Origin of the sequence: Micromonospora sp. NPDC000089 (assembly GCF_042899365.1) — a bacterium.
GTDB lineage: Bacteria > Actinomycetota > Actinomycetes > Mycobacteriales > Micromonosporaceae > Micromonospora.
The window spans coordinates 40,346-62,882 of sequence record NZ_JBIAZT010000023.1 but is presented as its reverse complement, the minus strand read 5'-3'; the positions used below and the strand labels follow the sequence as shown (position 1 = coordinate 62,882).

The window sequence follows — 22,537 nt, the reverse complement described above, 5'->3', positions numbered from 1 at the left end:
ACCACTACCTGCTCAAGCCGTGGCACCCGCCGGAGGAGAAGCTCTACCCGGTGGTCGACGCGCTGCTGGACGCCTGGCTCGCCGTGGGCGCCCACCCCCCCCCCCCGCCGCGGGGGGGGGGGCCCCCGGGGGGGGGGCCCGGGGGGGGGGGGCGCGGGGGGGGGGGGGGGGGGGGGGCGCGCGGCCCCGGCGGGGGGCCCCGCCCCCCGGGGGGGCCCCCGGGGCCCGGGGGGGCGGCCCCCCGCCCGGGGGGGGCCCCGCGGCCCCCCCCGGCCGGCTCTCGAACGACCCGACGCCTACCCCTGTGCCGCCCGGGCGAAAGGGTTCGGGATCGAGTCCAGCAGCAGCTTGGTGTAGTCGTCCCGGGCGCCCTGGATCACCTCGCGGGTCGGCCCGCGCTCGACCATCACCCCCTGGTTGAGCACCAGCACCTCGTCCGCGAGCAGTCGGGCGCTGAGCAGGTCGTGGGTGATGTAGAGCATCGCCAGCCGCCGGTTGCGCACCAATTCGCCCAACAGCTCCAGGATCTCGGCGCGGATCGACACGTCCAGCATGGAGATCGGCTCGTCGGCGATCAGCACCTCCGGTTCGGGGGCCAGCGCGCGGGCGGTGACCACCCGCTGCCGCTGCCCGCCGGAGAGCTGGTGCGGCAGCTTGTCCAGGAACTGCCCGGCCGGCGACAGGCCGACGCTCTCCAGCAGCTGCGCCGAGCGGTCCCGGACGGCGTCGCCGCGCAGGCCGGCGAAGTTCTGCAGCGGGCGGGACAGCGCGTACGCGACGGTGCGGGTCGGGTTCAAGGCGCTGAACGGGTCCTGGAAGACCATCTGCACGTGCCGGCGGTAACCGACCAGCGCCCGGCCGCGCAGCCGGTCCACCCGTACGTCGTCGCCGTCGCCGCCGGTGAAGCGGACCGCGCCCGCGGTGGGGCGTTCCACCCCGGTGACCATGCGGGCGATGGTCGACTTGCCGCTGCCGCTCTGCCCGACCAGGGCGGTGACCCGCCCGCGCCGCAGGTCGAACGACACGTCGCGGACCGCCTCCACGGTGCTGGTGCGCAGGCCCCGCCGGCTGGTGTAGCGCTTGCTCACCGCGTCCACGGACAGCACCGGGGCGGTGTCGTCGGTGGCAGCCGGCGCGGCCAGCTGGCCGGCGGCCGGGAAGTGGCTGCCGATGGTGGCGGCCGCGTCGGCGGCGCCGAGGATCACCACCGGCAGCCGGTTCTCCTGGGCGACCAGGCAGCGGACCAGGCCGCCGTGGTCGGGCAGCAGCTCCGGGTGGGTACGCCGGCAGGCGTCCTCGGCGTGCGGGCAGCGCGGCGTGAACAGGCAGCCGGCGTGCTCGCGGGACAGGTCCGGCGGGCGACCGGGGATGTAGGTCACCTGCACGTCGGGCAGTCGCGGGTCGGCGTACGAGCCGAGCAGACCCCGGGTGTACGGGTGCCGCGGCTCGCGCAGCATCTCCCCCGCCGACCGGTCCTCGACGATCTCGCCGCCGTACATCACCATCACCCGGTCGGCCATGTCCAGCACGGTGCCCAGGTCGTGGCTGATGAACAGCACCGCGAAGCCGAGCTTGGCGCGCAGCTCGGCGAGCCGGGTGAGGATGCTGCGCTGCACCACCACGTCCAGGCCGGTGGTCGGCTCGTCGAGCAGCACCAGCTTGGGGCGCAGGGCCAGGGCGAGGGCCAGCGCCACCCGCTGCTTCATGCCGCCGGACAGCTCGTGCGGGTACGCCTTGAGCACCCGCCGGTCCAGCGAGACCAGGTCGAGCAGCTCACCGGCGCGTTCGGTGACGTCCCCGGGGATCTTGTGAGCGGCGAAGGTGTCGGCGAACTGCGCCTGGACCCGGATCACCGGGTTGAGCGAGTTCATGCTGCTCTGGAAGACCGTGGAGAGCTTGACCCAGCGCAGCTCGCGCAGCTGCTCCTCGGTGGCGGCGCTCAGGTCGACGCCGTCGAAGGTGACCCGACCGCCGCTGATCCGCGCCGGCGGGGAGAGCAGCCGCAGCACCGCGTTGCCCAGGGTGGACTTGCCGCAGCCGGACTCGCCGAGCAACCCGACGAACTCGCCCTCGGCGATCCGGAAGGACACCTCGTGCACGGCCCGGTTGGCCGGCGAGTCGCGTGGGGTGTACGTGACGGAGAGGTTCTCCACCTCGAGCAGGGCCATCTCTACTCCTCCCGCAGGTGGGGGTTGCTCAGCGCGTCGATACCGAAATTGATCAGGGTGAACGAGGTGATCAGGAGGGCCAGCGCCAGGCCGGGGGCGATCAGCCAGGCCCACTGGCCGGTGAGCAGCGCGCCGCCCAGGCTGGCCTGGTTGAGCATGGTGCCCCAGCTGACCGTCTGCGGGTCGCCGAGGCCGAGGAAGGCCAGGCCGGCCTCGCCGCCGATCGCGCCGAGCGCGGCGCCCATGAAGCCGACCACGATCAGCGAGGTCATGTTGGGCACGATCTCCCGGGCGATGATCCGCGCGGTGCCGTCGCCGGCGAACCGGGCGGCGGTGATGTAGTCCCGGGTGCGCAGGGTCATGATCTGGGACCGCTTGATCCGGGCGCCGTACGCCCACCCGGTGATGCTGATGACGAAGATGATCAGCCATAGCCCACGGACCGGGGCGTACGCGGCCAGGGTCACCATCAGCGGCAGCGCCGGCACCACCAGACCGAGGTTGATCAGGAAGGACAGCCCCTCGTCGACCCAGCCACCCAGGTAGCCGGCGGTCAACCCGATGATCAGGGCGATGATGGTGGACAGCACCCCGGCGGCCAGCCCGACGATCAGCGAGGTGCGGGCGCCCACCACGAGCTGGGAGAAGACGTCCTCGCCCTGGGCGGTGGTGCCCAGCCAGTGACCGCCGGTCGGGCCGAGCGAGGTCGGGAAGCCGTCCGCGCGCGGGTCGTACGGGGCGATCAGCGGGGCGAGCACGGCCACCACGATGAACGCGGCCAGCATCAGCAGGCCGATCCGGCACTTGGTGTTGCGCCAGAGGATGACGAACCAGCCGGGCAGCCGGCTGCGCCGGGTCTGCTCCGTGGCGGCGACCTCGACGCCCTCGGTGTCCGCCCGCTGCGGCGGCACGGTGGACGCGGACGTGCTCATGACAGCTCCTCCGTCGACGGGGTCATGCCGCCTCCACCTTTCGCACCCGGGGGTCGAGGAATCCGTACAGCAGGTCGGCGAGGAAGTTCGCGATCAGCACGCCGACCGTGGTGAACAGGAAGATCGCCTGCATCAGCGGGTAGTCCTTGTTGGTCACCGACTCCAGCAGCAGCCGGCCCATGCCGGGATAGTTGAAGACCGTCTCGACCAGCACGGTGCCGCCGACCATGCTGCCCAGCGCGATGGCGAAGCCGGTCACGTTGGGCAGGATCGCGATCCGCGCGCCGTACGTGATGGCGACCCGGCGGCGCGGCAGGCCGCGGGCGACGGCCAGTCGGGTGTGGTCCTCCCCCAGGCTCTGCACCATGTTGTTGCGCATCCCGATGATCCAGCCGATCGGGCCGGTGATCAGCAGCGCCACCGCGGGCAGCACGCTGTGCTGGAAGGCGTCCGAGATGAAGATCCAGCTCCAGCCCGGTGAGCTGCCGCCGCCGTAGCCGCCGGCCTCCGGGAACCAGCGCAGGGTGATCGCGAAGACGTAGATCAGCAGCAGGGCGAGCCAGAAGAACGGCAGCGTGCCGAGGAACGTCGAGCCGAGGGTGACCACCGAGTCGACCCGGCTGTTGCGCCGGTACGCGGCCCAGGTGCCGAGCAGGGTGCCGACGACGAACGAGATGATCTGGGTGACGCCGACCAGGATCACCGTCCACGGCAGCGCCTGCCCGACCATGTGCGTGACGCTGTACGGGAAGTAGGTGTACGACACCCCGAAGTCACCGCGCAGCACCGCGCCGAGATAGTCCACGTACTGCTGGAAGAGGTTGCCGTCCGGGCTGCCCAGCATGACCCGTACGGCCTGCAGCTGGGCGGGGTCGACGCTCTGGCTCTGGCCGGCGAGCCGGCCGACGATCGCCTCGGCCGGGTCGCCGGGCTGCAGCCGGGGAATGAGGAAGTTGAGGGTCACCGCGGCCCAGAGGGTGCCGAGGAAGAAGCCGAAGCGGCGGGCGAAGTAGGCCATGAGGAGCGTTCCTTTCCGCGGAGGGCGTCCGGCCGGCGCCGGGGGGTGGGCGCCGGCCGGACGGTCGGTCAGCTCCCTGCCGGCTTCAGGTGCGTGATGATCAGCAGGTTGTCCCGCGGGGCGGCGTACGGGTCCTGCTCGTTGGGCCAGCCGACGGCGTTCTTGGTGCGGTACTGGAACCACACCCCGCCGTACCAGAGCGGGATCACCGGCACCTCGGTCATCATGATCTTCGTCAGGTCGGCCACCGCGGCCTTCTGGGCCGGCTCGTCGGTGGCGGTGCGCAGGGTGTCGATCAGCTGGTCGGTCCGCGGGTCGTTCCAGCGGACGAAGTTGCTGACCGCCTTCTTGCCGATCGGCGCGGACTGGTCGCTGGCCAGCGGCTCCTGGAAGTTGCGGAACATGTTGCAGCTACCACCGTGCACGCCGAGCAGCATGTCGAAGTTGCCGGCCGCCCGGTCCGCCTCGTACGACTCGGGGGTGGGACCCTCGGCCTGGACGGTGAAGCCGAGCGCGGTCAGGTTCTTCACGATGATCTTCTGGGCCTGCACCCAGTCGGTCCACGCGCCGGGCACCCGGAAGCTGAAGCTGATCGGCTTGCCGTCCTTGCCCAGCCGCTTGCCCTGGCCGTCCTTCCTGTAGCCGGCGGCGGTCAGGTCCGCGTCGGCCTTGGCCGCGTCGTAGCCCACGATGCCCTGGTTCGGGATGTCGTTGGGCACCCACTCGGCCTGGCCGGGCACGACCAGGCCGGTCTGGCTGGCCGGCTTGACGTAGCCCAGCTGCGACTTCTCGGTGATCTCCTGCCGGTTGAAGCCGGGCACCAGGGCGCGCCGGAAGGCGGGGTCGTTGAACGGCGCCTTGGTGAGGTTCATGTAGACGCTGATCGAGCCGCCCGGCGGGTACCAGTACTTGTTGTGCTCGGGATCGCGGTCGACGTACGCCTTCTTGATGTCCGGCACGAACATCGCGTTGGTGTCGTACTCGCCGCGGCTGAGCTTGAGCTGGTCGACCTGGCCGCCACCGTCGCCGCCGTTGAACCGGATCTCGTCGACCCGGACCTTGTCCGCCTGCCAGTAGTTCGGGTTGCGGGCGATCACCAACTGCTGCGGGTTGAACGACTTGACGGTGAACGGGCCGGTGCCGACCGGGTCCTTGGCATTGACGAAGGTGACCGGGTCGGCCACCGTGGACCAGACGTGCTTGGGCACGATCTTGATCTCGCTGAACAGGGTGAACGCGGCGGCGCCCGGCTGGGTGAACGTCATCGTCACCGTCTTGGGGTCGGTCGCCTCGACCGAGCTGACGTAGCGGGAGATGCCCTTGGTGTCCAGCGCGGCGTACTTCTTCAGCAGACCGAAGGTGAAGGCGACGTCGTCCGCGCTGAACGGCTTGCCGTCGTTCCACTTCACCCCCTCGCGCAGGGTCCAGACCAGGGTCTTCGGGTCGGTCCACTTCCACTCGGTGGCCAGCCACGGCTTGGCCTGGCAGCCGTAGCTGTCGTACTGGATGAGCTGCTCGAAGACGTACTCGGTGGCGCCGAGCTTGGTCGCGTCCAGGTACGGGTTGTAGTTGGCCTGCGGGTTGCTGCCGCCACCGAAGCCGCCGTAGTTGAGGAAGGCGATCCGGCCCTCGGCGGCCTTGCCGCCACTGCCGGAGTTCTCGGTGCCGGTGCAGCCGCTGGCGGCCAGGGTGACGGCCGCCGCGAGCGCGGCGATCCGGGTGAGTCGTGATCGGTTCACTTGCCGGTACCTCCAGTGGGGGTGCCCGCCGGGCAGCCGCAGCTGCGGCGCACGACGAGCTCGGTGGGGAGGACGATGCTGTCCGGCGCGGGGGCGCCGGGGGCGTCGACGGCCTGCAGGATCAGCCGGGCGGCCTCGGCCGCCAGCTCTCGCACGGGCTGCCGGACGGTGGTGAGCGGGGGTGCGACGAGCGCGGCCATGGGCGCGTCGTCGAAGCCGGTGATGACCAGATCCCGCGGCACGCGCAGGTCCCGGCCGAAGGCGCCGACGAGCGCGCCGAGGGCGATCTCGTCGTTGGCGCAGACGATGGCGTCCGGGGCGACCCGGCCGCGCAGCAGCTGCTCGGCGGCGAGCACGCCGTCGGGCTGCTGCATGGCCACCCGCACCGGCTCGGCCGGCGGGGTCAGGTGCAGCTCCTCGTGGGCGGCGAGGAAGCCCGCCCACCGGTCGCTGACGTCCGGTGACCCCTCAGGGGTGCCGGCGAAGGCCAGGTCGCGCAGGCCGTGGTCGACCAGCAGGTGCCGGGTCAGCCGGCGCATGGCGCCGGCATTGTCGACGCTGACCGACGGCACGTTCTGCGGCCCGTGGCCGGCGAGCACCACCACCGGCACCAGCTCGGCCAGCCGCAGCAGCGCCGCGTCGGTGACGGTGCCGCCCATGACCGCGATGCCATCGACCCGGCGGGCCATCTCCAGCACCTGCGCGTCGGAGTCCTCCCGCAGGTGGGTGCAGAGGATGTGCACGCTGGCCCGGGCGGGCACCGCCTCGGACTCGACGCCCTGGATCAGCTCGCTGAAGTAGGGGCCGGACAGGCCGGGGAAGACCAGGCCGAGCGCGCCGTGCCGGCGGGCGGCGAGGGCGCGGCCCAGGTGGTCCGGTTGGTAGCCGTGCTTCTCGATCGCCTCGAGCACCCGGCGGCGCATCTCCTCGGACACCTGACCGGTGCCGTTGGAGACGCGGGACACCGTGGCGACCGACACGCCGGCCAGCCGGGCGATCTCCCGGACGGTGACCCGACTGTTGCCCATGACTCCCTCGATCCGTAACGCGCAGTTCACAGAAACCGGTTTCAGGCACCATAAGCAGGCGAGTCGCAGATCACAAGTCGTCCACCCGAATTGCCCGCTCGACGGCCTGAAACATGCTTTGTGTCCGTCTCTTCCGGGTCGGGACGCGCCGAGGCGGCCGGCCCCGAAGGACCGGCCGCCTCGGCTCAGGCGCTGGTCAGGACCTGGCGCGGCCCAGCTGCGGCAGGCGCTGGTCGGCCGGGATGTTGAAGGTCTCCTGGGCGATCAGCGGCCGGATCCGGTGCTCGAACTGCGGCGAGACGAACGCGCGGCGGATGTCGTCGTGAGCCAGCTCGTTGCCGACCGCCGCCATGATCATCGCCTGGTCCAGCGAGAGGTACCGCCGGGCCACCGCGCCGCTGCCGACCGCGACCGCGTCGTAGAAGCCGCCCCGGCCGTACGAGTCGAAGTTGGCCTTGAGCCGGGCCAGGTTCTCCACCACCGGCCCCTTCGCGTACGGCAGGGCGAGGAACGCCGCGTGCGGGGTGACCACACCGTTGCCGTAGTCGGGCGCTGGGCCGGCCGGGCGACACTCGCCGAAGCCGGCGTCGTACTTCGAGCGCTCGATGTCGGACGGGTAGCCGTCGGTGTCCATGCCCATCGCGTCGACGCCCCAGGCCGTGTAGCCACCGGTCGGGTCGCTGGCCGGGGAGAAGCCCCAGTAGCCGTACTTCGCGTCGTTCAGGCCGTGCTCGATCTGGCCGGCGACGGTCGCGCGGTGGTTGCGGCCCCAGCTGTCGGGCGCCCACCGCTCCTCCGGCACGAACAGGTCGGGCATCAACGCCTCGAACATGTCGCCACCCCAGCTCGGCACGAACTGGATGCCGCGGTACCGGTAGGCGCCCTCGTACACCGGTACGCCCCGGTAGCTGGTCTGGAAGCCGACCGGCTGCATCTCGTGCCAGCTCCAGTCGCAGCTGGCCGGCAGGGTGCGCATGGTGTGGAAGTACGCCTCCGGCGGGATCTGCCCGGTCGCGATGCCGAGGTACGTCGCGATGCGCGGTTCGCTGACGGTGATGTCGTAGTGGTTGCAGGTGAACCACACACCGGAGCGCTGCTGCGAGCAGCCGGGCGGTGGCGCGTCCCAGAAGCCGCCGGCGATCAGGCCCTTGGCCCCGAACGGGGTGCTCGCCGCCGGGTTGTAGTAGAAGCCGAAGTTCATCCCGCGCAGGATCGCGTCCGCCTTGCCGCGCAGCTGCGGGACGGAGCCCTTGACCACGTTCAGCGCGGCGGCCAGCCAGCCGTTGTCCACGCTGGACAGGAACGGGTGCACGGTGCTGCCGTCGTCCGGCCAGACGGTGACGACCGAGCCGTCACGCGGGTCGTACCAGTTGTAGTACATGCCGGACGGGGTGTGGTGCTTGAGCCCGGCGAGGGTGTCCAGGGTCCGGGAGATCCGGTCCCGGGCCTCCCGGTGCGAGATGATGCCGAGGTCGCGGGCGGCCACCGCCGACCACAGATAGCCACCGATGTTGGTGGGGGACGTGTAGGTGGACCGGCCGCCGGTGGCGAGGTCACCGGTGATGTTGTCGGCGACCAGGCCGGTCCGGGGATCGGTCATCGCGGTCATCGACCGCCAGGTGTCCCTGGCGTAGCCGAGCAGCGCCCGGTCGGCGGCGCGGTCGGGGGGCGCCGCGACGGCGGCCGAGCCGCCGGCCAGCGTGATGGTCAGCGCGAGGAGCGGTGCGAGTAGGCGTCGCATGGGTCTCCTTGTCCGGTGCGGGACGGGTCGGTGCCGGATCACTTGATTCCGGTGGTCGCGATGCCGCGCAGGAAGTGCCGTTGCAGGAACAGGAACACGATCAGGACCGGGAGCACCACGACCACCGCCCCGGCGAGCAGCAGGCCGTAGTCGGTGCGGTTCTGGCCGACGCTGTAGAGCGCGAGGGCGACCGGCAACGTGTACTTGTCCTCCGTGGTGGCGACCACGAGCGGCCACAGGAAGTTGTTCCAGGAGGTGAGGAAGGTGAGGATGCCGAGGGTGGCCAGCGCCGGCCGGCAGAGCGGCAGCACCACCCGCCAGAAGATCCGGAGTTCGCCGGCGCCGTCGACCCGCGCGGCCTCGATGAGGTCGTCGGGGATCGACTGGAGGAACTGCCGCATGAGGAAGACGCCGAACGGTCCGACCAGGAACGGCAGGATCAGACCGGCGTACGTGTTGGTCAGGCCCATGTTGCTGACCAGCACGAACTGCGGGACGAACGTCACCATGCCGGGCACCATCAGCATGCCGAGCACGGCGAGCAGGAGGACCCGCTTGCCGGGGTAGCGCAGCTTGGCCAGCGCGTACCCGACGAGCGAGCAGAAGACCAGGTTGCCGGCGGTGACCAGGGCCGCGACCAGCGCCGAGTTGAAGAAGTAGAGCGGGAAGTCGAGCCGGGAGAACAGCTCGTGGAAGTTCTCCAGGGTGGGCGTGCGCGGCCACCAGGTGGGTGGCACCTCGCGGATCTCCCGCTCCGGCTTGATCGAGGAGAGCGCCATCCAGACGAACGGGCCGGCCACGGCGAGCAGCCCGAGGCCGAGGACGGCGTAGCGCGCGATCTTCGCGACCCGGTCCCGGGTGCGCGCGGGGGCGTTCGTCGCGACCATCGTCAGCTCCTCTCCCCCAGCAGGCGGAACTGCACGACCGACAGCGCCACGATGGCCAGGAAGAGCACGTAGCTGGCCGCGGCGGCGTAGCCGTAGTTGCCGAAGCCGAACTGGTTGTAGATGTGGAACGACACCGACAGCGTCGAGGACAGCGGGCCGCCCTGGGTCATCACGAAGGGCTCCTCGAAGAGCTGGAGGTAGCCGATGCCGGTGACCACGCCGCCGAAGAGCAGCGTCGGCCGCAGCATCGGCAGGGTGACGTTGCGGAACTGCTGCCAGCGCGTCGCGCCGTCGAGCGTGGCCGCCTCGTAGAGGTCGGCCGGCACCGCCTGGAGCCCGGCCAGGAAGATCACCATCAGGAACCCGAAGTTGCGCCACGCCGCCATCACGATCAGCGACGGCAGCGCGAGGTGGGTGTCGTACAGCCAGTTCGGGCCGGCCACGCCGACCAGCCGCAGCAGGTTGTCGACCAGCCCGATCTCCGGATCGAGCAGGAAGCGCCAGACCACCGCGACGGCCACGATGCTGGTCACCACCGGCAGGTAGAAACCGACCCGGAACAGGGCGCGGAACCGGATCAGGCCGGAGTTGAGCGCGGTCGCGGCGGCCAGCGCCAGCACCATGGTCAGCGGCACCCCCACCACGACGAAGGCGAGGGTGTTGACCGCCGCGCGCAGGAAGAGCTGGTCGGAGGCCAGCCGGGTGTAGTTGTCGAGGCCGACGAAGTCGACCGCGAGCGGGTGCCTCAGGTCGGTGGAGCGCAGGTCGGTGAAGCTCATCACCAGCGACACCACCACCGGCAGCGCCATGAACACGGCGAACAGCACGGTGAACGGCGCGGAGAAGGCCCAGCCGGTCAGCGCCTGGCGCAGGCGCTGGCGGCGTCGGACCGGGGCGGTGGGCCGGCCGGAGCTGGCCGCCCCGGCCGTCCGCGCCGGCGCCGTGGAGGCGCTGGTCATGTCAGCTCCCGGTTCCGATGGCGCTCGCCCGCTGCTGGATCGCCCTGGCGGTCGCGGCGGGGTCGGTGTTCTGCTTGCACAGCTTCTCGACCTCGAGGTCGAACGCCTCGGCGATCTGCTCCCAGGTGACGATGGCCGGCGGCGCCTTGGCGCTGGCGAGCTGGTCGCCGAACGCGGCCAGGTTCGCGTCGCCGGACAGCGACGGGTCCTTCCAGGCCGACTGCACGGCGGGCAGGTCCTTGACCGCCTGGTACCACTTGACCTGCACCTCGGGCCTGCTGAGCCACTGGACGAACTTCCAGCCGCCGTCGCGGTTCTTGGCGTCCTTGAACACGGCGAGGCTGCTGCCGCCGATGAACGAGGTGGAGGACTTCTTCATCGGGAGCCGCGCGACGGAGTACTTGTCCTTGAAGCCGGGGCCGCCCTGCTCGTCGAGCAGGCCGATGTGCCACGGGCCGGAGATGAACGCGCCGATCTCACCCTTGACGAAGCCGGGTTCGAGCGAGCCCTCCGGCAGCGCGGTGGGCGACAGGCCCTCCTTGAAGAAAGACTGGTAGTAGCCGAGCGCCTCAGCCGTCTCGGGGGTGTCGAAGTTCAGCTTGTCCGCGGTGGCCACGTCGGCGCCGTTGGACCAGGCGAACGGCAGCACCGACTGCCAGCTGCCGGTCTTGCCGGGTTGCAGGTTGAGGCCCCACTTGGCGCCGGCCTTGTCCTTCATGCCCTTGGCCATGGCCTTCAGGTCGTCCCACGACTTCGGGCCGTTCGGGAAGCCGGCCTTGGCGGCCAGGTCCTTGCGGTAGTAGATCAGCCGGGTCTCGACGTACCAGGGCACGCCGTACGAGGTGTCGTCGACCAGGGTGGTGTCCCAGGCGCCGGCGAAGAAGTCCTCCTTCTTGATCAGATCCGGTGGCGTCGGGTCGAGCGCGCCGGTCTTGGCGAACTCGCCCTGCCAGGTGGTGCCGATCATCGACACGTCCGGCGTCTGCTTGGCGGCGATGGCGCTGGCGATCTTCTGGTGGGCCGCGTCCCAGGGCACCGCCGTGACGGTGACCTTGGCGTCGGGGTTGTCGGCGGAGAACGCCTTCGCGAACTCGCCGAGCTTCTCCCCCTCGGCGCCCATCGCCCAGACGGTGACCTCCCCGCTCGCCTTGCCCTCGCCGACCGCCTTCGCCTGCTCCTGACCGCCGCCGGAGTCGCGGCCACAACCGGTCAGCGCGAGCGACGTGGTCAGGACGAGCGCGGCCGCGGTGGTCAACCGCGTGCTTCTCATGTCGTACCTCCTGGGTCTGGGGGATTCGGCTGTCGGCGCCGGCACGGGGGTGCGGTGCGGCCGCCGGACGATCTCGCGGACCGGGACCGGGCCCTTGCCCGTGGCTCGCTCGGTCCGTAACGTGCGGTTCACAGAAACCGGTTTCAGGCACCATAAGCAGGTGAGGCGCAGATCACAAGCCGCCGACCCGAATTGCCCCGCCGAGAGGACGAAACAGGTCTATGTCCGAAGTGCTCCTCCAGGATCGACGGATCCTCGTCGATGGCCGCCCCCGCCTCCTGCTCGCCGGGGAGGTGCACTACTTCCGGCTGGCCCGGGCCGACTGGGCCGACCGGCTGGACCGGCTGCGCGACTGCGGCGCCGACACCGTGGCCACCTACGTGCCGTGGCTCTGGCACGAGCTGCCCGACGGCGGCGTCGACCTGACCGGGCGTACCCACGAGCAGCGGGACCTGGCCGGCTTCCTGGACCTGGCCCACGAGCGGGGCCTGCACGCGGTGGTCCGGCCCGGGCCGTTCATCATGGCCGAGGTCAAGAACGAGGGCATCCCCTACCGGGTGTACGACCAGCACCCGCACCTGCTGCCGACCACCTGGGACGGTCGACCGATCTCCACCCGTACCGTCGACTACCTGGCGCCGGAGTTCCTGGCCGCCGCCGACGGCTGGTACGCCCGGGTGATGCCGGTGATCGCCGAGCGGCTCGCCCCGCGCGGCGGCCCGGTGGTGGCGGTGCAGTTGGACAACGAGATCGGCATGCTCTCCTGGGTCACCAACTCCCCCGACCTCACCGACGGCCTCTGCGCCGACCTGGCCCGCTGGGCCACCGACCGGTACGGCGCGGAGGGCGCCGCCGCGCGGATCGGCGCCGACCCCGGCGACCCCGCCGGTTGGGCCACCGCCCTGCGCACCCCCGCCGAGGACCGCTCGCTGACCCTGCACGACGCTCTCGGCCGCTACATGCGCGACCGCTTCCGCCGGTACGTCGCCGCGCTGCGCGATTCCGCCGAGCGGCACGGCGTCACCGGGGTGCCGTTCCTGGTCAACGTGCACGGCACCGGCGGTGGCCGGGGGCGGACCTTCCCGATCGGGATCAGCCAGCTGTTCGAGTCCTACCGCGGCCAGCCGCAGCTGACCTCCGGGTCGGACTACTACCTCGGCGACCTCACCGTCACCAACGTCGCCGACCTCTACGTCGGCAACGCCTTCCTGGCCGCCGTGCACGACGCCGACCAGCCGCTCACCGCGCTGGAGTTCGAGGCGGGCAACGGCGACTACGGCGAGGACCTGGCCGTGCTCTACCCGCCGGAGGCGATCGAGCTGAAGACCCGGCTCTGCGTGGCGCAGGGCAACCGGCTGCTCAACCTCTACCTCTTCGCCGGCGGCCACAACCCGCCGCTGGCGGAGCCGGTGGGCGACGGCAACGACCGGATCGCGTTCACCGGCGAGCGGCACGGCTTCGCCGCCCCGGTCGACCCGGAGGGACGGCTCAACCCCACGTACGACGCGGCCCGGCGGGCGCTGCACGCGGTGCGCGGCGTCGCCGACCTGCTCGCCGACTCCGACGAGGAGGACGACGGGCTGGCGCTCGGCTTCGTCCCGGACCACTACCTGACCGAGTACCAGCACCCGGCGTCGGCCGCCCGCGCCGCGCAGATCGCCGAGCTGGAACGGTTCCGCGGCATGGGCTCGCGGGACGTGCTGGCCCGGGCGCTGCTGCTCGGCGGCTTCTCCTTCCCGGCCGTCGACCTGACCTCGGCCGACCCGGCCCCGCCGGTGATCGCGCTGGCCACCGGCGCCACCCTGGGCCGGGACGTGCAGCAGCGCCTCGTCGAGCACCTGCGGGCCGGCGGCGGCCTGCTGCTGCACGGGCTGCTGCCCGACCGGGACCACGACGGCACCCCCTGCACCCTGCTCGCCGACGCGCTGTCGCTGACCGTCACCGGGCGGGTGGACGGCGGGCCGCACTACTTTCCGTCGGTGATCGGGCACGGCTGGGCGGGCGGCCGGGCCGAGCTGCGGGTGGGCTACGCGCAGCTGCTCGCCGGCCCGGACGCCGTACCGGTGCTCACCGAGGTCGGCTCCGGCGAGCCGTGCGCGGTGCAGGTGCAGGTGGGCGAGGGTCGGGCCGTGCTGGTCGCCGCCGACCTGCCCTGCGACCTGGACCTCTGGCGCGGCGCGCTGGCCCACCTGGGGGCGGTCCCCCGGCTCGCGCCGGACGCCGACTCCCCCGGCCTGGTGCTCACCTCCACCGTGGACCGGGTCGGGCAGCGCCTGCTGCACCTGGTCAACGTGGCGCCGTCGGCGGTGACCGTGGCGCTGTCCTGGCACGGCACGCCGGTGCTCGGCGGCCGTCGGCTGCGGGTGCCGGCGCGGACCGGCCTGATCCTGCCGTACGGGGTGATGGTCGGCGCGGCCACGCTGGTGGAGACGACCTGCGAGCTGATCAGCCGGGACGGCGACGCGGTACTGCTGCGCCCGACCCAGGGCGACGACGTGGTGGTGCTGGCCACCGGCCGGCCGGTCACCGCGAGCCGGGGCAGTGTCGAGGCATCCGACGGCCGGGTGGTCGTCCGGGTGTCGGGCGACGACCCGGTCCGGGTGGACGTGGGCTGACGGCGGCCGGGCGGGGCGTGGCCGGGCCGCTCAGCGGACGTCGACGCCCCGCCGGCCGGGCTCCGTCGAGCGGACGACGGCGCCGGCGACCGTGCAGCCCGGCCTCCGGGCGCACCGGAGCCGGTGCGGTGTGTCGGAGAGATCACGTGCGACCACGGCCGACCGCGGGCAGGCTGGGGGCATGGCAGCTGCGCATCGCGACCTCGTGACCACCCCGATCACCGCCGAACTGGTGCGCGGCGCGTTGGACCTGGAACGCACCGACGCGGGAGTGCTGCCGCACCGGCTGCCGGCCCGCGCCCGGGCTCAGAACACTGATTCCCAGCTGGCCATGGCCGAGGCCATGCCGTCCGGCGTACGGCTGGCCTTCCGCACCCGGGCCACTGTGGTGGAGTTGGACGTGCTGGCCACGAAGATGGTCTACCTCGGCGGCGCTCCCCGGCCCGACGGCCGGTACGACCTGGTCGTCGACGGACGGCTCGCCGGCCAGGCCGTCGCCGACGGCGGCAAGGTACTGACCGTGGACCTGAGCACCGGTGGGGTGAAGACCCAGCCGGGCCCGGTCGGCACGGTCCGGTTCACCGGGCTGCCCGACACGGACAAGGCGGTGGAGCTGTGGCTGCCCCAGCGGGAGATCACCGAACTGGTCGCGCTGCGCACCGACGCGCCGGTCGAGACCGCGGACGAGCGCGGTCGCCGAGTGTGGCTGCACCACGGCAGCTCGATCAGCCATGGCTCGGACGCCGAGAGCCCGACCGGCACCTGGCCGGCGGTCGCCGCCGCACGGGCCGGGGTGGAGCTGGTCAACCTGGGCTTCAGCGGCAGCGCGCTGCTCGACCCGTTCACCGCACGGGCGATCCGGGACACCCCGGCCGACCTGATCAGCGTGAAGATCGGCATCAACCTGGTGAACACCGACCTGATGCGGTTGCGCGCGTTCGGCCCGGCGGTGCACGGCTTCCTCGACACCATCCGCGAAGGGCACCCGGACACCCCGCTGCTGGTGGTGTCGCCCATCCTGTGCCCGATCCAGGAGGACACCCCCGGCCCGGGCGCGGCCGACTTCAGCACCGGTGAGCTGCGCTTCGTCGCCACCGGTGACCCCGCCGAGACCGCTGCCGGGAAGCTGACCCTACGGGTCATCCGGGCCGAGCTCGCCCGGATCGTCGCCGCCCGGGCGGCCGACGATCCGCACCTGCACCACCTCGACGGACTCGACCTCTACGGCGAGGCGGACTACGCCGAGCTGCCGCTCCCCGACGACCTGCACCCGGACCCGGTGGCGGACCGGCGGATCGGCGAGCGGTTCGCCGCGCTGGCCTTCGGCGAGAAGGGCCCTTTCGCCCCGGCCGCGTCCTGACCCGTCGACGCGCCACCGCGGGTGTCCCCGCGCCGGCGCCCCTCGCCACCGCAGCCTGAACGATCCCACGAATCTCCGCGGTCACCGCACTGGCGAGCAGGTGCTCACCGGGCAGACGGACCGCTCGTGACCATGGACTCACGCGGGCGAGAGCATCTCCTGAAGGATGCGCTGCAGCTCGGTGCGGTCCTGGGGGGTGACCCTCGCCAACCTGCGGTCGTACTCCGCCGCGAGGGCTGCAAGTGCACGATCCCGCGCCTCGGTGCCCTCAGCGGTCAGTACGAGCCGGTGACGCCGCAGGTCCGCCTCGTCGATCTCGCGGCGGATGAAGCCCTTGGCGACGAGGTTGCGGACGTAGACCGTCACGCTCGCCTTGGGCAGCAGCAGCGCGGTCGCGATCTCGGCCGGGTACGGCGATGCCTCCACCTCGGCCAGGACGAAGAACTCCTTCGTCTCCAACCCGAGCTCGGTCAACTCCTCCGTGCAGGCATCCATCACGACTGCCAGCAGCCGCTGGTTCAGCGTCCACAGCTGCGCCCCGTCGACCGACATGCGACCCCTCCATCATGTGATACAGTTTCGTATTAGTTCAAGGTCGTACAAGATGCAGTCTTGTACTGGACTGCTATGGAACAACGATCTCACGAGGGAAGCCAAGCATGATTCAGCACCTCACGATCCCGCGCGGTCCCATCAACCTCGCCGCGGACCTCCACCTGCCCGACAACGCCGACAGCAGCGCACCGCTGCGCGCCGTGGTGCTCTCCACCCCGGGCAGCAGCGTGAAGGAGCAGATCGGCGCCAACTACGCCTCCCGTCTCGCCGCCCGCGGCATCGCCGCGCTCGTCCTCGACCCCGCCCATCAGGGCCAGAGCGAGGGCGAGCCCCGCGACCTCGAAGACCCCTACCGCCGCGGTGAGGACATCTCCTACGCCATCGACCTGCTCACCACGACCCCCGGCATCGACCCGCAGCGCATCGGCGTCCTCGGCATCTGCGCCGGTGGCGGCTACGCCGTGCACACCGCCCGCACGGATCACCGCATCAAGGCGGTCGGCACGGTCGTCCCCGTCAACATCGGCGCCGCGTTCCGCAGCTTCTCCCCCGACGGTCCGGCCGCAGCACTCGACGCCCTCGCGGACGCCCGGACCGAAGAGGCCCGCTCCGGCGAGACGACCCGCGTGAACTGGCTGCCCGACACCCTTGAGGACGCCACCGCAGCGGGCCTGACCGACATCGACACCACTCAGGCCGTCACCTACTACCGCACCGAGCGCGGCGGCAACGAACACTCCACGAACCGGCGCCTACTGCGCAGCGACTCCCTCCTGCTGGGCTATGACGCGTTCCACCTGGCCGATCAGCTCATGACCCAGCCACTGCAGGTCATCCTCGCCGGACGCATCGGCAACACCGGCTCCCACGACACCGGCACGCAGCTGTGGAAACTGGCCCCCAACCCGGTCGACCTCATGACGATCGACGGCGCCGGCCACTACGAGATGTACGACGAGCCCGCATACGTCGACGCCGCCGTCGAAAGGCTCACCAACTTCTACGTCAACAACCTGTAAGGCATCCAACCCGGCGAACCCGTGCGGTCACCGCACTAGCTGACCTCCATCTCCGCGACCAGGTCGTCGACGAAGCGGTAGACGTGGGTGACCGTCTGGTCGGCGATCGTCCGGCCGGCCAGGTCCCGGACGATCTGCCGTACGGTGACCGCGATCCGGCCGTCGTCCCGGGTGACGAAGGCGGTCGGCCGCACGGTGGGCGCGATCTGCGCCCACTGGTGCGCCCAGTAGTCGCGTACCGCGTCACGCCCGTGGACCGTGCCGCCCTCCCAGCCGTTCGGCCACCGCACGTCGGGTGTCATCGCTTCCAGCAGGGCCGGCACGTCTCGACGGTTGAACGCGGCGTACAGGGCGGTGAGCAGTCGCCACCGGTCCGGCGGCCCGTGCGTGTCCATGCCGGCAGTGTCGCCCGGGAACCGGGCGGCGACGAGGTCCTTCTGCGTCGGGCAGAACCCCAACGGCTGGCCCGCCCCGCTAGCATCGCCGGGATGTGGATCACGCCGCGCGCCATCCGGTGGCTCATGCCGGTCGCGGGGGCGTTCTTCTTCGCCGTCGCCCTGCTCATCCGGGCGCTCGACGACGGCGCGGTACGTCAGTACTCCGGCACGGCGCTCTACGCGTCGATGATCTGGTGCGGTGTGCTCTTCCTGCGGCCACGGCTGGCGCCGGTGCCGGCCGGCGTTGCCGCTACCGTGTTCTGCTGGGCGGTGGAGTGCGCGCAGTTGACCGGCGTCCCGGCGCAGCTGTCGGCGCGGAGCCTGCTGGCCCGGCTGGCGTTGGGCGTGCAGTTCGACCCGGTCGACCTCGCCTGGTATCCGGTCGGCGTCGTGCCGCTGGTGCTGCTGCACCACCTGGTCCGCGCCCGAGCCCGGACCACTGTCGACACCGGCGCCGTCCCGCCGGGCCCCTGACCGCGGCGGCAGGGTCGGGGGTCGCGGTCGACACCGAGCCTCGACCGCCTGTCGGGCGGCTACGCGCTGGCGCCGGTGTAGGCGCGCAGCGACCGCCGCCAGGCGAACCGGGCCACCAGCAGCGCAACGGCCGCCACCGCGGGCGCCACCAGCAGCAGTCGGGGGTCGAGCCGGCCGAGCAGCGCCTGCGCCGGGTACGTGGTCAGGAACGCCACCGGCAGCACGGTGAGCAGGGTCTGCACCGGGTCGCGGTAGAGCTGCACCGGGAAGCGGGCCAGCTCCGCCAGGCCGAACGCGACGATGCCCAGCTCCTCGGCGGCCATGGTGACCACCCCGAACGCCATCAGCAGCACGGTCAGCGCGTAGAGCAGCAGCAGCGCGGCGGCGGCCAGCCACCCGAACGCGGCCAGCGCGCCGACCGACGGGCGGCGGCCGCTCAGCGCGACGCCGACCCCGGCCAGGACCAGCCCGAGCAGCAGGTCGGGCAGGCTGCTCACCTTGAGCTGCCGCAGGCTGACCAGCAGCTGCGCGTCGAACGGCTTGGTGAGCAGGAAATCCAGGGTGCCCCGGCGGACGTACTCGGTCATCTGGTTCAGGTTGGGCTGCAGCAGCGCCTGGCGCAGCCCGTTGAGCGCGAAGAACAGCCCGATCACGACCAGCACCTCGGCGTGACTCCAGCCGGCGATCGCGCCGGTGAACCGGAAGTAGATCGACGCGCCACCCACCGCCCAGGACATCCAGAAGGCGCTGACCGCGAGGGTGGCCAGGAAGTTGACCCGGTACTCCAGCTCGGTGGCCACCGCGGCGCGCCAGCAGAGGCTCAGCACCCGCAGCTGCCGGGCGACCGCGCTCATCCGGCCACCGCCTGGTAGCGGCGGACGCCGTGCCGCCAGCCGACCCGGTAGAGCAGGCCGAACGCCACCAGCCAGCCAAGCCCGACGGCGAAGCCGTACGCGGTCTGGGCCGCGTCGAGGCGACCCATGGCGAGCTCGGCGGGGAAGCCCATGGTGGACCGGAACGGCAGCACCAGCGCGACGGGGCGCAGCCAGTCCGGCATCAGCGGCAGCGGCGCCACCCAGCCGGAGGTGAACGAGCCCAGCCCCCACCAGAACATCCACACGTTGCCCACCTGGGTGCTCCAGAAGCCGAGCAGCGCGAAGGTGGAGGCCATCACCAGGCTCAGCGCGTACGCCAGCACGCCGGCGGCGGCCACCGCGACCAGCTGGGCCGGGCTGGCCGGGTAGTCCAGGCCGGGCACCAGCAGCGCGGCCAGCACCAGCGCGGGCACCAGCATGACGACGAAGACCACCCGGTGCCCGAGGTCGGCGGTGGCGTACTGGTGGAACGGGTGCACCGGCCGCAACAGCCGCACGGACAGGTCGCCGCTGCGCAGGTCGCGGTCCCACTCCCAGACCACGTGCTGGCCGGAGAGGTTCCACAGCACGGTGGCGGCGGCGTAGTAGGAGAGGAAGTCGCCGGTGGTCCAGCCGGCCGGCGGGCCGCCCTCGGCCACCACGGTGAGCCAGACCGCCATGGTGAGCAGCGGGAAGAAGCCGGTCAGCACCCAGAGCGCCATCCGGCCGCGGTAGGTCAGCGCCACCAGGGTGGCGCTGCGCACCAGCGGCGGGTACGCGGCCAGCACCTCACGCACGCGCGAACACCGCCCGGATGATCTCCTCGACCGGCGGGTCCTCGATCGCCACGTCGTCGACGTCCAGCGTGGTGAGCAGCCGGGCCGCGACCGCCGTGGTCTCCGCCCGGGGCACCTCCAGGGTCACCCGGGCACCGTCGGTCTCGGACACCCGGCCGAACCCCGCCCAGGTCTCCAGCGGCACGGCCGTGCGCAGGGTGACCCGGACCAGCCGGTACGGCGAGTGCGCCTCGACCAGCGCGGCCAGGTCGCCGTCGAAGCGCAGCGTGCCGCCGTCGATGACCAGCACCCGGCGGGCCAGCGCCGTCACGTCCCCCATGTAGTGGCTGGTCAGCAGCACCGTCGCGCCGGAGCGGGCGTTGTAGTCGCGCAGGAAGGAGCGGATGGCCGCCTGCCCGTTGACGTCCAGGCCGAGCGTCGGCTCGTCGAGGAAGAGCACGTCCGGCCGGTGCAGCAGGGCGCCGGCCAGCTCGCAGCGCATCCGCTCGCCGAGGCTGAGCACCCGCACCTGCTTGCCGAGCAGCGGCGCCAGGTCGAGCAGGTCGACCAGCTCGTCCAGCGCGGACTTGTACGGCCCCGGGGCGAGGCCGTAGATGGCCCGGTTGACCTCGAACGCGTCCGCGGCGGGCAGGTCCCAGAACAGCGAGTTGCGCTGCCCCATCACCAGCGAGATCCGGCGCAGGAACGCGGCCTCCCGGCGCTGCGGGGTGTGCCCGAGCACCCGCACCTGCCCGGCGGTGGGGTGCAGCAGCCCGGTGAGGCACTTGAGCGTGGTGGTCTTGCCGGCCCCGTTCGGCCCGAGGAAGCCGACCACCTCGCCCTCGCCGATGGTGAACGTGACCCCGTCCACCGCCCGTACGGTGAGCCGGTCCCGCCGGACCAGGGCCCGCACCGAGGCACGCAGGCCCGGTTGTCGCCGGTGCACCGAGAAGTGCTTGGCCAGATCGCGTACCTCGATCATGTTTTCGACCCTAGTGCGTGGCTGGTCCCGTTCGACACCCGGTTTTTCCCCGGCCGCGCCGGCGCCCGCTAGGCTGCGCCGATGATCGATGACGCCGCGGTGACCCGCCTGGACCTCGAGCCCGACGGGCTGGCCGTGCTGAGCGTCGCGGCCGGGCCGCTCAACCTCTACACCCTCGACCTGCACGACCGGATCGACGCCGCGCTCGACCGGCTGCCGGCGGACACCCGGGCCCTGCTGGTGCGCTTCGACGGCCGGGTGGTCAGCGCCGGCGTCGACGTCGCGCTGTTCGACGCGCAGCAGTCGCCGGAGCGGGCGAAGGTGCTGTTCGACCGGATGCTGACCCTGCCGCAGCGGATCGCCGGTTATGAGTTCCCCACCGTCTTCGCCGCCCACGCGCTCTGCCTGACCTGGGCGTTCGAGGTGGCGGTGGCCTGCGACATCATCCTGGCCGCGCAGCGGGCCAGCTTCGGGCTGGTGGAGAAGGTGGTCGGGTTGACCCCGACCATGGGCGGCACCCAGCGGCTGGCCGCCCGGGCCGGGGTGGGCCGGGCGAAGGAGTTCGTGATGACCGGCGAGCGGTACCCGGCGGCCACGTTGGAGCGCTGGAACGTGGTCAACCGGGTGCTGCCCGACGAGGGGTTCGACGCCGCCGCGCGGGCCTTCGCCGGGCAGCTGGCGGCCGGCCCGACCCGCGCGCACGCGGCCACCAAGCGGGTGCTGGACCACCTCGACCACGGCGGGTTGGCCGAGGCAGACCGGCACGTCACCGCGATCGCCGCCGACCTCTACCGCACCGAGGACCTGCGCGGCGCGGTGCGCTCGTTCCTGGTCGACGGCCCGGGTCGGGCCACCTTCACCGGGCGCTGACCGGGGCCCGGTCCGCCGCCCCGGTCCGGCGGCGCGGGCCGACGGCTCAGTCCGGGGGCGCCTGCCAGCGGTAGAACGGCGTGGCCTCGGCGTCCCGGTGGCCGCGCCAGGTCTCCGGCCGGTACGGCTCGACGTACGGGCTGAGCTCCTGCATGATCTTGCCGAACAGCGGCCTGTCGTGCTCGTGCGACCGGTTGCGGGCGATCTCGGCGTCCTGCTCCAGCAGGTGCACGAAGACGTCGTCGATCGAGTAGAGCCAGCGCCCGGTGACCCCGAGCCGCAGCGGCAGGTCACCGGCGTCCGACTCGGCGAAGATCCGCGCCACGTCCGGCTCCGCGCCGGGCTTGAGCCGCTGCACCAGCACGGTCAGCGTCCGCTCCCCCGCCGCCGCTTCCGGAGCGGCGGCCTCGTCCGATGCAGGGGGCGGGTCCGATGCAGGGGGCGGGTCCGGCGTGGGGGACGTGCCCGGCGGGTCCACGCTGGCCACCGGATCCGGTGTCTCCGGCGCGTCCGCTCCAGACGCCGCGGCCGGCGGCTCCCAGCGGTAGAACTCCTTGGCCACCGAGTGGGACGGGTTCGTCCAGTAGCGCGGGTACGGCGTCACGTACGGGCCGATCTCCTCGGCGATCTTCTGGAACGCCGGCAGCCCCCGGGTCTGCCCGGAGATCGCCGGGTCCTGCACCCGCTCGATGACGTGGATGTAGAGATCCTCGTGGGACAGCAGGATCCGGCCGATCACGCCGAGATCCTGGGGCCGGGTGGCCCGGTCGTAGTGGTCGAAGACCGGCCCGACCTTGTCCTCACTGCCGGGAACCAGGTGACAGACGATCACGTTCCGGAAGACCATGGCGTA

Annotated in this window: 20 protein-coding genes; 5 read left to right on the top strand and 15 right to left on the bottom strand. The window is 72.1% G+C overall.

Features of this window, described 5'->3' with window-relative positions; translation table 11 throughout:
- Positions 1-296: 296 nt before the first annotated feature.
- The 9 genes from ACFY3U_RS26955 to ACFY3U_RS26915 form a co-directional block, all read right to left on the bottom strand.
- Positions 297-2,168, bottom strand: a complete 1,872-nt coding sequence (locus ACFY3U_RS26955; protein ID WP_387206694.1) for an ABC transporter ATP-binding protein — start codon at positions 2,166-2,168, stop codon at positions 297-299.
- 2 nt (positions 2,169-2,170) lie between these two features.
- Positions 2,171-3,100 (bottom strand): ABC transporter permease, encoded by a 930-nt coding sequence (locus ACFY3U_RS26950; RefSeq protein WP_387206692.1) that lies wholly within the window; start codon positions 3,098-3,100, stop codon positions 2,171-2,173.
- 22 nt (positions 3,101-3,122) lie between these two features.
- Positions 3,123-4,118, bottom strand: a complete 996-nt coding sequence (locus ACFY3U_RS26945) for an ABC transporter permease (protein WP_387206690.1) — start codon at positions 4,116-4,118, stop codon at positions 3,123-3,125.
- 68 nt (positions 4,119-4,186) lie between these two features.
- Positions 4,187-5,857, bottom strand: a complete 1,671-nt coding sequence (locus ACFY3U_RS26940; protein WP_387206688.1) for an ABC transporter substrate-binding protein — start codon at positions 5,855-5,857, stop codon at positions 4,187-4,189.
- Complete coding sequence (locus ACFY3U_RS26935) at positions 5,854-6,885, bottom strand: LacI family DNA-binding transcriptional regulator (protein ID WP_387206686.1); 1,032 nt, start codon at positions 6,883-6,885, stop codon at positions 5,854-5,856. The genes ACFY3U_RS26940 and ACFY3U_RS26935 overlap by 4 nt, the downstream gene beginning before the upstream one ends.
- A 196-nt stretch (positions 6,886-7,081) precedes the next feature.
- Positions 7,082-8,626: a glucoamylase family protein gene (locus ACFY3U_RS26930; protein WP_387206684.1), complete on the bottom strand. Its 1,545-nt coding sequence runs from the start codon at positions 8,624-8,626 to the stop codon at positions 7,082-7,084.
- Between the two features lie 38 nt (positions 8,627-8,664).
- Positions 8,665-9,513 carry a carbohydrate ABC transporter permease gene (locus ACFY3U_RS26925; RefSeq protein ID WP_387206682.1) on the bottom strand — a complete coding sequence of 283 codons (849 nt, stop codon included), beginning with the start codon at positions 9,511-9,513 and terminating at the stop codon, positions 8,665-8,667.
- A gap of 2 nt (positions 9,514-9,515) precedes the next feature.
- Positions 9,516-10,472, bottom strand: coding sequence for a carbohydrate ABC transporter permease (locus ACFY3U_RS26920; RefSeq protein WP_387206679.1), 957 nt, complete (start codon positions 10,470-10,472; stop codon positions 9,516-9,518).
- A 1-nt stretch (position 10,473) separates the two neighbouring features.
- On the bottom strand, positions 10,474-11,742 hold the full coding sequence (locus ACFY3U_RS26915; protein ID WP_387206677.1) for a sugar ABC transporter substrate-binding protein: 1,269 nt from the start codon (positions 11,740-11,742) through the stop codon (positions 10,474-10,476).
- Between the two features lie 221 nt (positions 11,743-11,963).
- Here ACFY3U_RS26915 and ACFY3U_RS26910 point away from each other — a divergent pair, with 221 nt between their 5' ends.
- Both ACFY3U_RS26910 and ACFY3U_RS26905 read left to right on the top strand, forming a co-directional pair.
- On the top strand, positions 11,964-14,357 hold the full coding sequence (locus ACFY3U_RS26910; RefSeq protein ID WP_387206675.1) for a beta-galactosidase: 2,394 nt from the start codon (positions 11,964-11,966) through the stop codon (positions 14,355-14,357).
- 181 nt (positions 14,358-14,538) lie between these two features.
- Positions 14,539-15,717: a GDSL-type esterase/lipase family protein gene (locus ACFY3U_RS26905; RefSeq protein ID WP_387206673.1), complete on the top strand. Its 1,179-nt coding sequence runs from the start codon at positions 14,539-14,541 to the stop codon at positions 15,715-15,717.
- 138 nt (positions 15,718-15,855) lie between these two features.
- Here the strand turns inward: ACFY3U_RS26905 and ACFY3U_RS26900 are convergent, their stop codons facing one another.
- Positions 15,856-16,269 (bottom strand): MarR family winged helix-turn-helix transcriptional regulator, encoded by a 414-nt coding sequence (locus ACFY3U_RS26900; protein ID WP_387206671.1) that lies wholly within the window; start codon positions 16,267-16,269, stop codon positions 15,856-15,858.
- Positions 16,270-16,376: 107 nt separating this feature from the next.
- On the opposite strand from ACFY3U_RS26900, the gene ACFY3U_RS26895 reads away from it, so the two are divergent.
- Entirely contained in the window at positions 16,377-17,291 is a 915-nt protein-coding gene (locus tag ACFY3U_RS26895) for an alpha/beta hydrolase (protein WP_387206669.1), read from the top strand.
- Positions 17,292-17,326: 35 nt separating this feature from the next.
- Here ACFY3U_RS26895 and ACFY3U_RS26890 read toward each other — a convergent pair whose 3' ends face one another.
- Positions 17,327-17,686 (bottom strand): nuclear transport factor 2 family protein, encoded by a 360-nt coding sequence (locus ACFY3U_RS26890; RefSeq protein ID WP_387206667.1) that lies wholly within the window; start codon positions 17,684-17,686, stop codon positions 17,327-17,329.
- A gap of 93 nt (positions 17,687-17,779) precedes the next feature.
- Here ACFY3U_RS26890 and ACFY3U_RS26885 point away from each other — a divergent pair, with 93 nt between their 5' ends.
- Positions 17,780-18,202, top strand: coding sequence for a DUF2809 domain-containing protein (locus ACFY3U_RS26885; protein WP_387206665.1), 423 nt, complete (start codon positions 17,780-17,782; stop codon positions 18,200-18,202).
- Between the two features lie 59 nt (positions 18,203-18,261).
- Here ACFY3U_RS26885 and ACFY3U_RS26880 read toward each other — a convergent pair whose 3' ends face one another.
- The 3 genes from ACFY3U_RS26880 to ACFY3U_RS26870 are packed head-to-tail and all read right to left on the bottom strand — an operon-like array spanning position 18,262 to position 20,814.
- Positions 18,262-19,056 carry an ABC transporter permease gene (locus ACFY3U_RS26880; RefSeq protein ID WP_387206663.1) on the bottom strand — a complete coding sequence of 265 codons (795 nt, stop codon included), beginning with the start codon at positions 19,054-19,056 and terminating at the stop codon, positions 18,262-18,264.
- On the bottom strand, positions 19,053-19,853 hold the full coding sequence (locus ACFY3U_RS26875; protein WP_387206661.1) for an ABC transporter permease: 801 nt from the start codon (positions 19,851-19,853) through the stop codon (positions 19,053-19,055). Before ACFY3U_RS26875 ends, ACFY3U_RS26880 begins: the two co-directional genes overlap by 4 nt.
- The gene (locus tag ACFY3U_RS26870; protein WP_387206659.1) at positions 19,846-20,814 is read right to left on the bottom strand and encodes an ATP-binding cassette domain-containing protein; all 969 of its coding nucleotides are present in this window, start codon (positions 20,812-20,814) and stop codon (positions 19,846-19,848) included. The genes ACFY3U_RS26875 and ACFY3U_RS26870 overlap by 8 nt, the downstream gene beginning before the upstream one ends.
- 81 nt (positions 20,815-20,895) lie before the next feature.
- On the opposite strand from ACFY3U_RS26870, the gene ACFY3U_RS26865 reads away from it, so the two are divergent.
- The gene (locus ACFY3U_RS26865; RefSeq protein ID WP_387206656.1) at positions 20,896-21,684 is read left to right on the top strand and encodes an enoyl-CoA hydratase/isomerase family protein; all 789 of its coding nucleotides are present in this window, start codon (positions 20,896-20,898) and stop codon (positions 21,682-21,684) included.
- A 46-nt stretch (positions 21,685-21,730) separates the two neighbouring features.
- Here the strand turns inward: ACFY3U_RS26865 and ACFY3U_RS26860 are convergent, their stop codons facing one another.
- Positions 21,731-22,531, bottom strand: coding sequence for a TcmI family type II polyketide cyclase (locus ACFY3U_RS26860; protein WP_387206654.1), 801 nt, complete (start codon positions 22,529-22,531; stop codon positions 21,731-21,733).
- Positions 22,532-22,537 lie beyond the last annotated feature (6 nt).

Coding starts and splice junctions, on each gene's coding strand:
- ACFY3U_RS26955 (WP_387206694.1), bottom strand. CDS start 2,168: ATGGCCCTGCTCGAGGTGGAGAACCTCTCCGTCACGTACACCCCACGC.
- ACFY3U_RS26950 (WP_387206692.1), bottom strand. CDS start 3,100: ATGAGCACGTCCGCGTCCACCGTGCCGCCGCAGCGGGCGGACACCGAG.
- ACFY3U_RS26945 (WP_387206690.1), bottom strand. CDS start 4,118: ATGGCCTACTTCGCCCGCCGCTTCGGCTTCTTCCTCGGCACCCTCTGG.
- ACFY3U_RS26935 (WP_387206686.1), bottom strand. CDS start 6,885: ATGGGCAACAGTCGGGTCACCGTCCGGGAGATCGCCCGGCTGGCCGGC.
- ACFY3U_RS26930 (WP_387206684.1), bottom strand. CDS start 8,626: ATGCGACGCCTACTCGCACCGCTCCTCGCGCTGACCATCACGCTGGCC.
- ACFY3U_RS26925 (WP_387206682.1), bottom strand. CDS start 9,513: ATGGTCGCGACGAACGCCCCCGCGCGCACCCGGGACCGGGTCGCGAAG.
- ACFY3U_RS26920 (WP_387206679.1), bottom strand. CDS start 10,472: ATGACCAGCGCCTCCACGGCGCCGGCGCGGACGGCCGGGGCGGCCAGC.
- ACFY3U_RS26915 (WP_387206677.1), bottom strand. CDS start 11,742: ATGAGAAGCACGCGGTTGACCACCGCGGCCGCGCTCGTCCTGACCACG.
- ACFY3U_RS26910 (WP_387206675.1), top strand. CDS start 11,964: ATGTCCGAAGTGCTCCTCCAGGATCGACGGATCCTCGTCGATGGCCGC.
- ACFY3U_RS26905 (WP_387206673.1), top strand. CDS start 14,539: ATGGCAGCTGCGCATCGCGACCTCGTGACCACCCCGATCACCGCCGAA.
- ACFY3U_RS26900 (WP_387206671.1), bottom strand. CDS start 16,269: ATGTCGGTCGACGGGGCGCAGCTGTGGACGCTGAACCAGCGGCTGCTG.
- ACFY3U_RS26895 (WP_387206669.1), top strand. CDS start 16,377: ATGATTCAGCACCTCACGATCCCGCGCGGTCCCATCAACCTCGCCGCG.
- ACFY3U_RS26890 (WP_387206667.1), bottom strand. CDS start 17,686: ATGGACACGCACGGGCCGCCGGACCGGTGGCGACTGCTCACCGCCCTG.
- ACFY3U_RS26885 (WP_387206665.1), top strand. CDS start 17,780: ATGTGGATCACGCCGCGCGCCATCCGGTGGCTCATGCCGGTCGCGGGG.
- ACFY3U_RS26880 (WP_387206663.1), bottom strand. CDS start 19,056: ATGAGCGCGGTCGCCCGGCAGCTGCGGGTGCTGAGCCTCTGCTGGCGC.
- ACFY3U_RS26870 (WP_387206659.1), bottom strand. CDS start 20,814: ATGATCGAGGTACGCGATCTGGCCAAGCACTTCTCGGTGCACCGGCGA.
- ACFY3U_RS26865 (WP_387206656.1), top strand. CDS start 20,896: ATGATCGATGACGCCGCGGTGACCCGCCTGGACCTCGAGCCCGACGGG.
- ACFY3U_RS26860 (WP_387206654.1), bottom strand. CDS start 22,531: ATGGTCTTCCGGAACGTGATCGTCTGTCACCTGGTTCCCGGCAGTGAG.